Annotated in this window: 16 protein-coding genes and 1 other RNA gene; 10 read left to right on the top strand and 7 right to left on the bottom strand. The window is 61.7% G+C overall.

The features are described 5' to 3' along the window. Nucleotides 1-3: 3 nt before the first annotated feature. From livM to NKH49_RS08985, 9 genes are all read left to right on the top strand, one after another. A complete protein-coding gene (gene livM, locus NKH49_RS08945; protein ID WP_352613328.1) occupies nt 4-1632 on the top strand; it encodes a high-affinity branched-chain amino acid ABC transporter permease LivM in 1629 nt (542 codons plus the stop codon). After that, nucleotides 1632-2798 carry an ABC transporter ATP-binding protein gene (locus NKH49_RS08950; protein ID WP_352540330.1) on the top strand — a complete coding sequence of 389 codons (1167 nt, stop codon included), beginning with the start codon at nt 1632-1634 and terminating at the stop codon, nt 2796-2798. The genes livM and NKH49_RS08950 overlap by 1 nt, the downstream gene beginning before the upstream one ends. After that, nucleotides 2798-3526: an ABC transporter ATP-binding protein gene (locus NKH49_RS08955; RefSeq protein ID WP_352471239.1), complete on the top strand. Its 729-nt coding sequence runs from the start codon at nt 2798-2800 to the stop codon at nt 3524-3526. Before NKH49_RS08950 ends, NKH49_RS08955 begins: the two co-directional genes overlap by 1 nt. Before the next feature lie 19 nt (nt 3527-3545). After that, nucleotides 3546-3893, top strand: a complete 348-nt coding sequence (locus tag NKH49_RS08960) for a DUF6867 family protein (protein ID WP_352471238.1) — start codon at nt 3546-3548, stop codon at nt 3891-3893. Nucleotides 3894-4031: 138 nt separating this feature from the next. Next, on the top strand, nt 4032-5150 hold the full coding sequence (locus tag NKH49_RS08965; protein WP_352925929.1) for a branched-chain amino acid ABC transporter substrate-binding protein: 1119 nt from the start codon (nt 4032-4034) through the stop codon (nt 5148-5150). A 190-nt stretch (nt 5151-5340) separates the two neighbouring features. Further along, on the top strand, nt 5341-8799 hold the full coding sequence (gene pyc, locus NKH49_RS08970; RefSeq protein ID WP_352613330.1) for a pyruvate carboxylase: 3459 nt from the start codon (nt 5341-5343) through the stop codon (nt 8797-8799). A 161-nt stretch (nt 8800-8960) separates the two neighbouring features. Further along, on the top strand, nt 8961-9221 hold the full coding sequence (locus NKH49_RS08975; protein WP_023719653.1) for a DUF2312 domain-containing protein: 261 nt from the start codon (nt 8961-8963) through the stop codon (nt 9219-9221). A gap of 61 nt (nt 9222-9282) precedes the next feature. Beyond that, a complete protein-coding gene (locus tag NKH49_RS08980; RefSeq protein ID WP_292658543.1) occupies nt 9283-9723 on the top strand; it encodes a hypothetical protein in 441 nt (146 codons plus the stop codon). A 69-nt stretch (nt 9724-9792) separates the two neighbouring features. Beyond that, nucleotides 9793-10107: a hypothetical protein gene (locus NKH49_RS08985; RefSeq protein ID WP_352471234.1), complete on the top strand. Its 315-nt coding sequence runs from the start codon at nt 9793-9795 to the stop codon at nt 10105-10107. Nucleotides 10108-10110: 3 nt separating this feature from the next. Here NKH49_RS08985 and msrB read toward each other — a convergent pair whose 3' ends face one another. The 7 genes from msrB to NKH49_RS09020 form a co-directional block, all read right to left on the bottom strand. After that, a complete protein-coding gene (msrB, locus tag NKH49_RS08990) occupies nt 10111-10515 on the bottom strand; it encodes a peptide-methionine (R)-S-oxide reductase MsrB (protein ID WP_027152870.1) in 405 nt (134 codons plus the stop codon). A 109-nt stretch (nt 10516-10624) separates the two neighbouring features. Next, nucleotides 10625-11446, bottom strand: coding sequence for an MBL fold metallo-hydrolase (locus NKH49_RS08995; RefSeq protein ID WP_352613332.1), 822 nt, complete (start codon nt 11444-11446; stop codon nt 10625-10627). Then, nucleotides 11447-12637: a vWA domain-containing protein gene (locus NKH49_RS09000; protein ID WP_352613333.1), complete on the bottom strand. Its 1191-nt coding sequence runs from the start codon at nt 12635-12637 to the stop codon at nt 11447-11449. It abuts the gene before it with no gap. 9 nt (nt 12638-12646) lie between these two features. Beyond that, on the bottom strand, nt 12647-13051 hold the full coding sequence (locus tag NKH49_RS09005) for a type II toxin-antitoxin system HicB family antitoxin (protein WP_254816428.1): 405 nt from the start codon (nt 13049-13051) through the stop codon (nt 12647-12649). Between the two features lie 9 nt (nt 13052-13060). Beyond that, entirely contained in the window at nt 13061-13255 is a 195-nt protein-coding gene (locus NKH49_RS09010) for a type II toxin-antitoxin system HicA family toxin (RefSeq protein WP_126104508.1), read from the bottom strand. A gap of 61 nt (nt 13256-13316) precedes the next feature. Then, complete coding sequence (locus NKH49_RS09015; RefSeq protein WP_352450857.1) at nt 13317-13763, bottom strand: GNAT family N-acetyltransferase; 447 nt, start codon at nt 13761-13763, stop codon at nt 13317-13319. Between the two features lie 117 nt (nt 13764-13880). Further along, on the bottom strand, nt 13881-14720 hold the full coding sequence (locus tag NKH49_RS09020; protein WP_352540325.1) for an AAA family ATPase: 840 nt from the start codon (nt 14718-14720) through the stop codon (nt 13881-13883). 176 nt (nt 14721-14896) lie between these two features. On the opposite strand from NKH49_RS09020, the gene ssrS reads away from it, so the two are divergent. Continuing rightward, nucleotides 14897-15052: non-coding RNA, 6S RNA (gene ssrS, locus NKH49_RS09025), on the top strand. Nucleotides 15053-15121: the final 69 nt, after the last annotated feature.

Consider the following 15121-nt stretch of genomic DNA (forward strand, 5'->3'; position numbering starts at 1 on the left):
ATCATGGCGGTTACCGTGTCTCCGGAAAGCACCGTCGTCGCCACCCCGGTCCAGCGCGCTTTTCGCGAAGCGCTCTATGCCGGCGCCATCTCGCTTGGCCTGTTCGTGCTGTTCATCGGCCTGAAAACCGACCAGAATATCTCCAACGAACTGATCCTGGTGCAACGCTGGGGCTTGCTCGCCGGCGTCGTGATCGCCACCATGGCAGGACGCTTCCTCTATGTCGCCTATGGCCAGCCCTTCCTGGCAAACCAGAAGATCGTCGACGTCGCCACCGGCCTGCTGCCGGTCAGCCTGGCTTCGCGATTCTTCCGCCTTCCCGCGTTCATCGTGGCGCTCGCCGTCGCCGTTATTCTGGTCGCGCTCAGCGGCTTTCTGACCGAGGCCTTAGGGCCGGAACTTTCCGATTTTGTGCGGTTCCTGCGGGCGCTCGCAATCATCTATGCGCTGGCTTGGCTGATATATCGGTTCCGGGCCTTCATTCACGCTCATTTCTCGGCATTGGGCATAACCGCACTGGCGCTCTACCCGATTATCGTGGTGTTGGTGCTGGCTCTATATGCCGGGTCGATGGCCGCCGGTTTCCAGGGCTCGCTGAAATATGTCGACAATTACGGCATCCAGATCCTGATCTACGTGATGCTGGCTTGGGGGCTGAATATCGTTATCGGCTTGGCCGGCTTGCTCGATCTCGGCTATGTCGCCTTCTACGCCGTCGGTGCCTACGCCTATGCGCTGCTCGGCACGCATTTCGGCCTCTCCTTCTGGATCCTGCTGCCCGCCGCTGGCCTGATGGCTGCGTTCTGGGGCGTGATGCTCGGCTTCCCGGTGCTGCGCCTGCGCGGTGACTATCTGGCGATCGTGACGCTCGCCTTCGGCGAAATCATAAGGCTGGTGATCATCAACTGGCGCGAGGTGACCAACGGCTCGGCCGGCATTTCCGGCATCCCGAAGGTGTCTTTCTTCGGCCTGATGTCGTTCAACGTCTCCGATCCGAACTACATCTCGAAGGTGCTCGGCATCGCCCAATCGGGTGCCTACTACAAGATATTCCTCTACTATTTGATCCTTGGGCTCTGTCTGCTGACGGCCTTCGTCACCGTGAGGCTCAGGCGTCTGCCGGTCGGCCGCGCCTGGGAAGCGCTGCGCGAGGACGAGATCGCCTGCCGCTCGCTCGGTATCAACACCACCACCACCAAGCTCACGGCCTTTGCCACGGGCGCGATGTTTGGCGGCTTCGCCGGCTCGTTCTTTGCCGCGCGGCAAGGCTTCGTCAGCCCGGAATCCTTCGTCTTCCTGGAATCCGCGATCATCCTTGCCATCGTCGTGCTTGGCGGCATGGGCTCGCTGGTCGGCATTGCCGTCGCCGCGATGGTGATGATCGGCGGCACCGAAATCCTGCGCGAACTGGATTTCCTCAAGACCGGCCTGAGTTGGGGCAACATCAAGGTTATACCCGGGTTCGGCCCCGACTTCACGCCGGAGCTTTATCGCATGCTGTTGTTCGGCATGGCCATGGTCATCGTCATGCTGTGGAAGCCGCGCGGCTTCGTCGGCAGCCGCGAGCCGACAGCCTTCCTCAAGGTGCGCAGGGCGGTGTCGGGGTCCTTCACCAAGGAGGGACACGGCTGATGAACGCGAGCCCCTCCGTGAACGATGCCATCCTGCAGGTCGATCATTTGTCGATGAAGTTCGGCGGTCTCGTCGCCATCGGCGACCTGTCGTTCCAGGCCAAACGCGGCGAGATCACCGCGCTGATCGGTCCCAACGGCGCCGGCAAGACCACCGTGTTCAATTGCATCACCGGTTTCTACAAACCGTCGGAAGGCATGATCACGCTCAATCGGCGCGACGGCTCGACCTTCCTGCTCGAACGTTTGCCGAACCATGAAATCCCGGCGCGGGCCAAGGTGGCGCGCACCTTCCAGAACATCCGCCTGTTCTCGGGCATGACGCTGCTGGAGAACCTGCTGGTGGCCCAGCACAACAAGCTGATGAAGGCGTCCGGCTATACCATTCTCGGCCTGTTCGGTTATAGCGGATACAGACAGGCTTCGGCGGAATCGGTTGAACTGGCCGAGCACTGGCTGGAAAAGGCCGATCTCGTCGACCGCGCCGACGATCCTGCCGGCGATCTGCCCTATGGCGCGCAGCGACGGCTCGAAATTGCTCGCGCCATGTGCACCGGCCCTGAGCTTCTGTGCCTCGACGAGCCGGCCGCCGGCCTTAATCCGAAGGAATCGGCGGCGCTCAATGCACTGCTGATGGACATCAAGGACAACACCGGCACGTCGATCCTTTTGATCGAACACGATATGGCGGTGGTTATGCAGATTTCAGACCATGTCGTCGTGCTCGAATACGGGCGCAAGATCTCCGACGGCAACCCGCAATCGGTGCGGACCGACCCGCGCGTCATCGCTGCCTACCTCGGCGTCGAAGACGAGGACGTCGAGACGGTGCTGACCGAAGTCGGCGACGAAGACGTCATCGAGCAATTGGATACGGGTCCGGATGCGGCCCACGGCCCAGGCACATCGTCTTCGTATCTCGCCGGACCGGTTGCCGACACGGTTGGCCACAGCGAGGGCGAACGCGTCACCGTGTCAAAGGGCGCTTCGAAAGCCGGGCAGATCGATGCAAGGTCGAGCGCCGCGGCAAAGTCCGGATCGCCGGCCAAAGCCAAATCGGCCGCGAAATCTTCTGCCGCAAAATCTTCCACTGCAAAGCCGGCCTCCAAGGCTCCGGTGAAGTCAAAAACTCCCGGCACCTCTAATCGGCGTGGGGGGCGGAAATAATGGCCGGCACAACGCTGCTCGATATCAAGGGCGTCCAGACCTACTACGGCAACATCAGGGCGCTGAACGGCGTCGATGTCACGGTCAAGCAAGGTGAGATCGTAGCGCTGATCGGTGCCAACGGCGCCGGCAAGTCGACGCTGATGATGACCATCTTCGGTGCTCCCCGCGCCCGCGCGGGTACCATCACATTCGCCGGTACCGACATCACCCAGATGCCGACCCACGAGATCGCGCGCATGCGCATCGCCCAGTCGCCGGAAGGGCGCCGCATTTTCCCGCGCATGACGGTGATGGAAAACCTGCAAATGGGCGCCAGCCTCGACAACCTCGAGCATTATGACGAGGACGTCGAGAAGGTGTTCACGCTGTTTCCACGCCTGAAGGAACGCATTGCCCAGCGTGGTGGCACGCTGTCCGGCGGCGAGCAGCAGATGCTGTCGATCGGGCGCGCGCTGATGGCGCGGCCGAAGCTGCTTTTGCTCGACGAGCCGTCGCTTGGCCTGGCGCCGCTGATCGTCAAGCAGATATTCGACGCTATCCGGGAGCTGAACCGCACGCAGGGACTGACCGTGTTCCTGGTCGAGCAAAACGCCTTCGGCGCTCTGAAGCTCGCCACGCGCGGCTATGTCATGGTCAACGGCAACGTGACGATGAGCGGCACCGGCAAGGAGTTGCTCGCCAATCCGGAGGTGCGCGCCGCCTATCTCGAAGGCGGCCATCACTGAGTTTCAGGAGACATCAATCATGCAGGGCATTGTCTATGAGGAACCCTCGATCTGGCAGTTCTTCTTCGTCACCTGCCTGCTCGGCGGCTGGGCGGCGTGGATGACGGGCAAGGCATGTGCGCAGACGTGGCGCAGCTTCGCCCAGTTGTTCGCCTACATGCTGGGGCTCGGCATCGGCGTAAGATTCATCCATCATGCGCTGTTCGGCGGAACGATGTTTTCGCTGCATTACTACGTGGTCGATACCATCGTGCTGATGATATTGGGCTTCATTGGCTACCAATACACGCGCACCAACCAGATGGTAACGCAGTATAATTGGCTTTACGAAAGAGCCTCTCTTTTGAGCTGGAAACCAAAAGGTTGACATTTATCATTAACGGCGCTTCAGGGATGAATCGGCGTGACAAGTGCCTGAAAATCGGCAAAGTACTCTTTCTGCGAGCAAGAGTGGGCATCGCATGAAAGCAACATCCACGCCCACTCGGTAAATGGGAGCGTTTCAATGAAAAAGTCACTTTTGTCCGCCGTCGCCCTGACCGCGCTTGTCGCGTTCAGCGGCAGCGCGTGGGCTGACATCCTGATCGGCGTTGCCGGTCCGATCACTGGCCCGAACGCAGCATTCGGCGCGCAGTTGCAGAAGGGCGCCGAACAGGCTGCCGCCGATATCAACGCGGCTGGCGGCATTAACGGCGAGCAGATCAACATCGAGGTCGGCGACGACGTGTCGGATCCGAAGCAGGGCATCTCGGTCGCCAACAAGTTTGTCGCCGATGGCGTCAAATATGTCGTCGGCCACTTCAATTCGGGCGTCACCATTCCGGCGTCAGAGGTCTATGCCGAGAACGGCATTCTCGTCATCACGCCTTCCGCGACCAACCCGAAGCTGACCGAGCGGGGCCTGTGGAACACGTTTCGTACCTGCGGACGCGACGATCAGCAGGGCAAGGTTGCCGGCGACTACCTCGCCGCGCACTTTAAGGACGGCAAGATCGCCGTCGTCCACGACAAGACGCCTTACGGCCAGGGTCTCGCCGACGAAACCAAGAAGGCACTCAATGCTGATGGCGTGACCGAAGCCATGTATGAGGGCATCAATGTCGGCGACAAGGACTTCTCGGCGTTGATCGCCAAGATGAAGGATGCCGGCGTCAACGTCGTCTACTATGGCGGCCTGCACACCGAGGCCGGCCTGATTATGCGCCAGCTCGCCGATCAGGGTCTCAAGGCCCAGTTCATGTCCGGCGACGGCATCGTGTCGAACGAATTGGCCTCCATCGCCGGCGATGCCGTCGACGGCACGCTGATGACGTTCGCCCCCGATCCGCGCAAGAATCCGAACGCCAAGGAACTCGTGGAGAAGTTCCGCGCCGCCGGTTTCGAGCCTGAAGCCTATACGCTCTACTCCTACGCCGCGCTGCAGATCGTCGCCGCCGCCGCCAACAAGGTCGGCTCTTCCGACGACGCGCAGAAGGTTGCGGAAGAGATCAAGAAGAGTGGCCCGTGGAAGACCGCCATCGGCGACATCGGCTATGACGCAAAGGGCGACATCACCCGTCCCGACTACGTCATCTACACTTGGAAGAAGGGTGACGACGGCAAGTACACCTACTTCGAACAATAAGCCGGCAAACGCCTGCAGCCCAAAAATGCCCGGCGCCTCGCGCCGGGCATTTTTCATTTGTCTTTTGCTTCATCGCATAGGCGCAAGGATTTAAATCGGTTTAGCCGACGTCTCCATTTTTGTTTGCACTGCAGCATTTTCGCGCTAATCATGTCCGGCAGTTCCCTTTCCCGCGTCCGGAGCCCTGTCCTTGGCAATCTCGAAGATCCTTGTCGCCAACCGCTCCGAAATAGCCATCCGCGTCTTCCGCGCGGCCAATGAGCTCGGCCTCAAAACCGTGGCGATCTGGGCAGAGGAGGACAAATACTCCCTGCATCGCTTCAAGGCCGACGAAAGCTACCAGGTCGGGCGCGGGCCGCATTTGGCCAGGGACATGGGGCCGATCGAAAGCTATCTGTCGATCGAGGAGGTTATCCGCGTCGCCAGGCTATCGGGCGCCGATGCCATCCATCCAGGCTACGGCCTGCTGTCGGAAAGCCCGGAATTCGCCGAGGCCTGCGCCACGGCCGGCATCATCTTCATCGGGCCAAAGCCGGATACGATGCGCAGGCTAGGCAACAAGGTCGCCGCTCGCAACCTCGCGATCGAAGTCGGCGTGCCGGTAATTCCCGCCACCGATCCCTTGCCGGACGACATGGAGGCGGTAAAGGAACTCGCCAAGACGATCGGCTACCCGGTGATGCTCAAGGCATCCTGGGGCGGCGGCGGCCGCGGCATGCGCGCCATCCGCTCCGAGGCCGATCTCGCGCGCGAGGTCATGGAAGGCAAGCGTGAGGCGAAGGCGGCTTTCGGCAAGGACGAGGTCTATCTCGAAAAGCTGATCGAGCGCGCACGCCATGTCGAGGTGCAGGTGCTGGGCGACACTCATGGCAACGCCGTGCACCTGTTCGAGCGCGATTGTTCGATCCAGCGCCGCAACCAGAAAGTGGTCGAGCGGGCGCCGGCGCCCTACCTCGAAATGTCACAGCGCGAGGAGCTTTGCGGCTACGCGCTGAGGATCGCGCGCGAAACCAGCTATATCGGCGCCGGCACGGTCGAGTTCCTGCAGGATGCCGATACCGGAAAATTCTACTTCATCGAGGTCAATCCGCGTATCCAGGTCGAGCACACGGTCACCGAACAGGTGACCGGCATCGACATCGTCAAGGCGCAGATCCATATCCTCGACGGCTTTGCCATCGGCACGGCGGAATCGGGCGTTCCGGCGCAGAAGGACATCAGGCTCAACGGCCACGCGCTGCAGTGCCGCATCACCACGGAAGATCCCGAGCATAATTTCATCCCCGACTATGGCCGCATCACCGCCTATCGCGGTGCCACCGGCTTCGGTATCCGCCTTGATGGCGGCACCGCCTATTCGGGCGCGGTCATCACCCGCTTCTACGATCCGCTGCTGGAAAAGGTAACGGCGTGGGCGCCGACGCCGGCCGAGACCATCGCCCGCATGAACCGGGCGCTGCGCGAATTCCGCATCCGCGGCGTGGCGACCAACCTCACGTTCCTCGAGGCGATCATCAATCACCCGAGCTTCGCCGACAATTCCTACACCACCAAGTTCATCGACACGACGCCGGAACTGTTCGCCAGTGTGAAGCGGCAGGACCGCGCGACCAAGCTGCTCAACTACCTTGCCGACGTTTCGGTCAATGGTCATCCCGAGACGCGCGGCCGGCCGCAGCCAAAGGCCGATGCGGCGCCACCGGTGGTGCCATATCTCAACGGCAATGTGCCTCAAGGCAGCAAGCAGAAGCTCGACGTGCTCGGGCCGGAGAAATTCGCCGCGTGGATGCGCGAGCAAACAGAGGTGCTGGTCACCGACACGACAATGCGCGACGGGCATCAATCCTTGCTCGCGACGCGTGTGCGCACCTATGACATTGCCGGAATTGCCGGCACCTATGCGCGTGCTCTGCCGCAGCTTTTGTCGCTCGAATGCTGGGGCGGCGCCACATTCGACGTCGCCATGCGCTTTCTCACCGAAGACCCATGGGAGCGGCTGTCCCTGGTGCGCGAGGCAACACCCAACCTTCTGCTGCAGATGCTCCTGCGCGGTGCCAACGGCGTCGGCTATACCAACTATCCCGACAATGTCGTCCAGCATTTCGTCCGCCAGGCCGCTGCCGGCGGCATCGACCTGTTCCGGGTCTTCGACTGCCTGAACTGGGTCGAGAACATGCGCGTGGCCATGGATGCGATCGGCGCCGAGGGCAGACTGATCGAAGCGGCGATCTGTTATACCGGCGACATACTCGATCCGGCGCGGGCCAAATACGATCTGAAATACTATGTCGGCCTGGCCAGGGAATTGCAGGCGGCAGGCGCCCATATCATCGCCGTCAAGGACATGGCTGGGCTTCTAAAGCCGAGCGCTGCCCGCGCGCTGTTCAAGGCACTGCGCGAGGCGACGGACCTGCCGATCCACTTCCACACCCACGACACATCCGGCCTGTCGGCGGCAACCGTGCTGGCGGCGGTGGAGAGCGGCGTCGACGCCATCGACGCGGCGATGGATTCGCTATCGGGCAACACCTCGCAGCCGTGCCTGGGTTCGATCGTGGAAGCGCTGAAGGGCACCGAGCGCGATCCGGGCCTCGACCCGCGGTGGATCAGGAACATCTCGTTCTACTGGGAGGCGGTGCGCAACCAGTATTCAGCCTTCGAAAGCGACCTGAAGGGGCCGGCATCGGAGGTCTATCTGCACGAAATGCCGGGCGGTCAGTTCACCAACCTCAAGGAACAGGCGCGCTCGCTCGGGCTGGAGACACGCTGGCACGAAGTGGCGCAGACCTATCACGACGTCAATCTGATGTTCGGCGACATCGTCAAGGTGACGCCGTCGTCCAAGGTCGTCGGCGACATGGCGCTGATGATGGTGAGCCAGGACCTGACCGTCGCCGACGTCGAGAATCCGGCGAGGGACATCGCCTTCCCGGATTCGGTGGTGTCGATGTTGCGCGGCGATCTCGGCCAGTCGCCGGGCGGCTGGCCAAAGCCATTGCAGAAGAAGGTGCTGAAGGGCGAAAAGCCGATCACGGTGCGGCCGGGTTCGCTGCTCAAACCGGCGGACCTCAAGGCCAGTCGCGCGGAGGTCGAGGAAAAGCTCGAGCGCAAGCTCAGCGAGTTCGAGTTCGCGTCGTGGCTGATGTATCCGAAGGTGTTTTCCGATTTTGCCGCCGCGCAGGAGACCTACGGGCCGGTCAGCGTGCTGCCGACGCCGACCTATTTCTACGGCATGAAGCCGGAAGACGAGATTTTCGTCGACATCGAAAAAGGCAAGACGCTGGTGGTGCGCTGCCTTGCCATCGGCGATGTCGACGAAAAGGGCATGGTCACCGTGTTCTTCGAGCTCAACGGGCAGCCGCGCCGGGTGAAGGTGCCGGACCGGGCGCATGGCGCGTCCGCTGCCAAGGCACGGCGCAAGGCGGAGCCGGGCAATGAGGCGCATGTCGGCGCGCCGATGCCTGGCGTCGTCTCGGCGCTTGCGGTCGCTGCCGGCCAGGCGGTGAAGGCCGGCGACGTGCTGCTGTCGATCGAAGCGATGAAGATGGAAACGGCGTTGCATGCCGAACGCGACGGCACCATAGCCGAGGTGCTGGTCAAGGCCGGCGACCAGATCGATGCCAAGGATCTGCTGATCGCGTTCGGGTGAAACAGGCCGGCATCAGAGAGACTTGTCGGCGCCTGGCAGCAGCCCTTCATGCCGCATCGATAGTACCTTGACCCGCCGCGCCCGGTCGGGCATCGAACCGCTGCAATTCGCCCGCTCGGGTCACCCCGAGTCGCGGCGAGAAACGACGCGGAGAGAAGAATATGGCCGACGACATCACCGAGACCAGCCAGACTGTTGCCGCCGGCCAGCTGCGCGCCTTCATCGAACGAATCGAGCGGCTCGAGGAAGAGAAGAAGACGATTGCCGACGACATCAAGGAAGTGTTCGCCGAGGCCAAGGGCACCGGATTCGACACCAAGGCGATGCGGTCGATCATCCGGCTGCGCAAGAAGGACCAGGCCGAGCGGCAGGAAGAGGAATCCATCCTCGATCTGTACAAGGCTGCGCTCGGCATGGTGTAAAGGCCGGCCTCGGTGCCGGAGACGATCGCGGGAGAAGTGGTTCTGACCATGGATTCCAGCCATGAGCGAATTCGATTTTGGCGCCCGCCGCGCCTCTGAATTCCGCCAACGCAGCTTCTGGACGCTGTTCGCGGAACGGCATCCGGATGAAAGGGCTCTGTTGGCGAGGCGCGGACCGTGGTTCTGGCAGCGTGGGCTGCCCGATTTCGCATTGGTCCTTTCCATGTATGTCGCGCCTGCGCACAATCATGTCGGCGTCTTCTTCGGCCGCAACGAGAAGTTCGGTGCCACGCAAGCCTGGTCGCGGTTGAAGCCGTTCCAGCCGGCCATCGAAGACAGGCTGAAGCTCAGGCCAGAACAAAGTTGCGACGGCCTCGGCATCAATTCGATGTGGCGGGTGAATTGTTTTGCCGAGGACAATTGGCCGGCGATGACCGACTGGCTGGTGACGGAAGCCTCACGTTTCGAGCGCGCGATTGCCGAAGTTCTGGGTCAGGAATAAAGCAGGGTTTCCAGACGCAATCCTTGTGGAAGGGTTGCTCTGGTGAGCAGCCAGGGAGCCGATCGATCGATGACGATCATGTCGCGCGTTGCCGCCTTCTTCCGCTCACGCTGGTTCGGCGGCGTGCCGCTCGATCGGCTGTTCTGGCGCGACCTGGTCGTTGTCGGCACAGCGATCAACGTCGCGTCGTCGGTGGGGGCGCTCATTCTGCTAGGATTGAAGCTGCCGCTTGCGCTCGTCCTGGCGGTGCATTTCGCGCCGGTGCCCTACAATATCTTCCTGACCTTTGCCGTTTGGCGAACTGCCGGAAAATCGAGTGGCGTCATGGCCTCGCTGATGACGCTTGGCGCCACGTTGTGGCTGATCCTGGTGGTTGTGGCCTGACGATCAGGCGGCCGGCTCGAATTTGAGCGCCACGCCGTTGATGCAATAGCGCAGACCCGTCGGCGGCGGGCCGTCCTCGAAGACGTGGCCGAGATGGCTGCCGCAGCGGGCGCAATGGCATTCGGTGCGGACCATGCCGTAGCTGCGGTCGACGGTGGTCTCGACCGAACCCGGCACTGGGTCGTTGAAGCTCGGCCAGCCGGTGCCGCTCTCGAATTTCAGCTTGGATTCAAACAAGGGCTGGTCGCAGCCGACGCAGGAGAAGGTGCCGGCGCGCTTCTCGTGCAGCAGGGCGCAGCTTCCCGGCCGCTCGGTGCCGTGGTTGCGCATCACCGCATATTGCTCAGGCGTCAGCCGGGCGCGCCATTCGGCATCGGTGCGGGTAACGGGGTAGGTGTGGCTGTCCATTTTTTCCTCTTAGCTTATGTCGCTATTTGGGTTGCCTTCGCAACTTCGCCTGAAATAGGCATTTGTTACGGCGTTTGCTCGTATTTCCTATCCTGCTGCGAAGAATCCCTCAGGCGATGGCCGCGAGATAGCGCGCAACCGATGCTGAAAATGCCGCCTTTGCATCTCCGATGACGTTCTGGTTCCACCATGCGCCGTAGATATGGTCGAACGCGAAAGGCTCCAGCGCGGCCTTGATGCCGTGCACTTTCGTCGCGTTGAGCGGGATATAGTTCGGATAGCTGTACATGAAGCTGACATGACGGCGGGTCGGCGTCACCTGCAGGATGTCGCCGGCCAGGATGGCATTGCCGCGGTCGCGCTTCCAGTGCAGTACCTGGCCACCGGCAAAGTGGCCGCCGCAGCGGATGAGCGTCAGCGACGGGTTTATGGCGCGCATCTCGCCTTCCCAACTGATGATTGCCGGATGCGGCCGCATGATCCACTGACGATCATCGGCGTGCAGATAAATCGGCACGCCGCCAAACGCCCCGCTCCATTCGACCATTGCCGAATAATAATGGCAGTGCGAAATGGCGATGGCGGCCAGGCCGCCCCGGCGGTTGATCTCGGCCACCGCCTCGTCGCTGACCATCGAGATGCAGTCCCACAGCACATTGCCGTGCGACGTTTGCGCCAGCAATGCGCGCTGGCCGATAGCGAAGCGTGGCTCGATGCCGAAGGCGAGCACGCCGGCATCATCCTTGATCACGACCCGATGGCCGGCGGCGAGCTCTTCCGGCGTGGTCCAGGCCTGGCCCTCCCAGCGCACATATTGCCGCTCGTCCTCGCAGATCGGGCAATGTTGCGGCGGCGCCGCTGTCGCCGCGAACTGGACACCGCATTGCAGGCAAAGGAAACAGGTCGACCCTCCTGTTTTGCGTGGATCCATTCAGTGCTTCCTTGAAAGTTGCTTTGTCGCGGCTTCGAGGCCGGCGAGCGTCAGCGGAAACATGCGGCCGCCAAAAATATCGCGGATCATGGCAATCGAATGGGTATAGTCCCAGTTCTTCGCGTTTTCCGGATTGAGCCAAATGGCGTTCGGCCATTGCTGCAGCAACCGGTCGAGCCAGACGGCACCGGCCTCCTTGTTCCAATGCTCGACCGAGCCGCCGGGTTGGGCGATCTCATAGGGGCTCATCGAGGCGTCGCCGACGACGATCACCTTGTAGTCGGGGCCATATTTATGCAGGAGATCGAAGGTCGGAATCACCTCGGCATGGCGGCGGCGATTGTCCTTCCACACGCCCTCGTAGAGGCAGTTGTGGAAATAGAAATATTCGAGCTGGCGGAACTCGGCGCGGGCGGCCGAAAACAGCTCCTCGACACTCCTGACATGGTCGTCCATCGAGCCGCCGACATCGAAGAACATCAGCAGCTTCACGGCATTGCGACGTTCGGGTTGTGTCTTAACGTCAAGATAACCGTGCTCGGCGGTGGCGTGGATGGTGCCGGGCAGGTCGAATTCCTGTTCGGCGCCTTCGCGCACCCAGCGGCGCAAGCGCTTCAGCGCGACCTTGATGTTGCGGGTGCCGAGTTCGACGGCGTCATCGAAATTCCTGAACTCGCGTTTGTCCCAGACTTTTACCGCGCGGCGGTTGCGGCTTTCGTGCTGGCCGATGCGCACGCCTTCGGGATTGTAGCCATAGGCGCCGAAGGGCGAGGTGCCGCCGGTGCCGATCCATTTCGAACCGCCCTGATGCCGGCCGTTTTGCTCCTCCAACCGCTTCTTCAGCGTCTCCATCAGCTTTCCGAAGCCGCCCAGCGCCTCGATCAGCTTCTTCTCCTCGTCGGTCAGGTGCTTTTCGGCGAGCCTCCGCAGCCATTCCTCCGGGATGTTTGCGACATCGACCGCGTTTTCGCCAGCTTGCGCCTCGACACCTTTGAAGATGTGCGAAAAGACCTGGTCGAAGCGGTCGATGTGGCGCTCGTCCTTCACCAGAGCGGCGCGGGCGAGATAGTAAAAGCCCTCGACATCATAGTCGACCAGCCCGGCCTCCAGCCCCTCCAGCAGCGACAGATATTCGCGGAGCGAGACCGGAACCCGCGCTGCCTTCAGTTCGAGGAAGAAGGGGATGAACATGGTCCGACTTTATCTGTGTCCCTCGATCTTCTCCCGTGCGGCGCTGGCGATAAAGGCGGAACGCGTCAGACCACGCCGACCCGCTTCTTCGTCGATTGCCGCCAAAAGACCTGCGTCGAGCGACAGATTGGCCCGGACAGGCCGTCCGGAATCGATCAGCACAGGGATCATCACGGCGGATTCACCGGCAGCGCTATCGACTTCGCCCAGTCGGAGCAGATCTGCCACAGTGCGCGCCGCGGGCAAGGGCAAGTTCTTCGCCATTCGTGTCTCTGCCCATTCGCGAACGGCAGAAGTCGCATCGGCTATCGCCTCTTCGGGACTTGCGCCACCGCCGTGACATCCGGGAAGATCAGGCACCCGCACTCCCCAGACTTCATCTGCGCCGTCAAGAATTCCGACATAGTGCGTCATGATTCGTCCTTAAATCCATCCAGCAAGCCGGGCGATCGACCGCGCAACACCCAGAGATTGTTCGCGATGCCGCGGCACGATAATCATGATCTCCGGCCTTTCCGGATGCTCGTACTTCTCGTGTTTGCCGCCGCCTACGTTCACCCAGCCGTCACGTAAAAGCCTCGTGACAATCTTGCGCGTGTTGGTCTCGATCAGCGGCACTGTCGCCCCTGATCATGCGCAATATATTGCGCACAGGTGATTATTTCAATCGTTGGTCTCATCATAGCAGATCGTATTCGATGAAGCCGGTCCTGCGCGCCACGTGGTCGTAGAGCTTGCGTGCCGTGGTGTTGGTTTCGTGGGTCATCCAGTAGACGTTCTTGACGCCGATCTTGCCGGCTTCCTGCTTGACCGCTTCGATCAGGGCGGCGCCGACACCCTTGCCGCGTACATCGGGGTCGGCGAACAGGTCCTGCAGATAGCAGTTGTTTATCTGCGACCAGCAGGAGCGATGGTAGAGATAGTGCGTCAGGCCGACGGCCTTGCCGTCGAGGGTGGCGATGAAGCCTTTCGGCTCGAACTCGCCCGCCGTGAACAGCCGCTTCCAGGTGACGGCGTAAACCTCTTCCGGCAGCTTGGTTTCGTAGAAGGTGAGATAGGCGGTCCAAAGACGCCGCCAATCGGCGTGGTCAGATTGCGCCAATGGGCGGATGGTGATCTCGGTCATTTCGTTTCCCTCTGAAGTCGGCAACCTGAAGCTGCCTCCGTGCCCGGTTAGAGGCAACGGTCCAGCACCGGGAAAGCGCTGTCCGGTGACTTCGTGGGCTTCCGGCCGACCGGCCCCTCATCCCTGCCGTCTCGCCATGAAGGCCAGGCGCTCGAACAGATGCACGTCCTGTTCGTTCTTCAGCAAGGCGCCGTGCAGCTTGGGCAGCACGTTCTTCGGGTCGGCGCGCAGGTCCTCGGGCGCGATCTCGTCGGCGACCAGCAGGCGGATCCAGTCGAGTGCCTCGGAGGTCGACGGCTTCTTCTTGAGGCCCGGCACGTCACGGATTTCATAGAATTGCGTGAGTGCGGCGCGCACCAGGTTCTGCTTGATGCCGGGATAGTGCACGTCGACGATTTTGTGCAGCGTCTCGACGTCGGGAAAGCGGATGTAGTGGAAGAAGCAGCGGCGCAGGAAGGCGTCCGGCAGCTCTTTTTCGTTGTTGGAGGTGATGATGACGATCGGCCGGACTGTGGCACGGATGGTCTCGCCGGTCTCGTAGACGAAGAACTCCATCCGATCCAGTTCCTGCAACAGATCGTTGGGGAACTCGATATCGGCCTTGTCGATCTCGTCGATCAGAAGCACGACTTTCTTGCCGGCAGCAAAGGCGTCCCACAGCTTGCCGCGCTTGATGTAATTGCGGATGTCGTTGAAGCGCTCGTCGCCGAGCTGGCTGTCGCGCAGCCGCGAGACGGCATCATATTCATAGAGGCCCTGCTGCGCCCGCGTGGTCGATTTGACATGCCATTCGATCAGATCGATGCCGAGCGCCGCCGCCACCTGGCGGGCAAGTTCGGTCTTGCCGGTACCGGGCTCGCCCTTGACCAGCAACGGCCGCTCGAGCGCGATCGCCGCGTTGACCGCCACCATCAGATCCTTGTCGGCGACATAGGCTGCCGTGCCTTCAAAACGCATTTTTGCTCCCGGGTTCATCGCGCGACCCTAAGGAGGCGGCCTTCGCTGTGCAAGGCGCTGCTGGCAAAGCGGGGATCTTGCCGGCGCGACCCTCGTCGAGCGGTTCTGCGTCGATTTAAGACTCGAAACATGTCGTCTCTCTGGCGCTTGGTCTGCCGTCTGCCTATATTGGCGGAGACGGTCTGCGCTTCCCGGCAGGAGAACATTTTCCCCGGGGCCTTAATGATCCCTAGGGAGCTGTCCCTGGGAAGACCCGTGGGTTTTCTCATACGGCGCCCACCTACTTTGTAGGTTCCCGGGATCGCTCTCTCCACCGGTTGTGTGGATCGTCACCTGTCGAAAAGGCAATGTCTGGCGGATCTTGTCGTCGCGCCGCTTTGTGCGGTGCTCTCACGAACGAA

Origin of the sequence: Mesorhizobium sp. M1088 (assembly GCF_040318575.1) — a bacterium.
GTDB lineage: Bacteria > Pseudomonadota > Alphaproteobacteria > Rhizobiales > Rhizobiaceae > Mesorhizobium.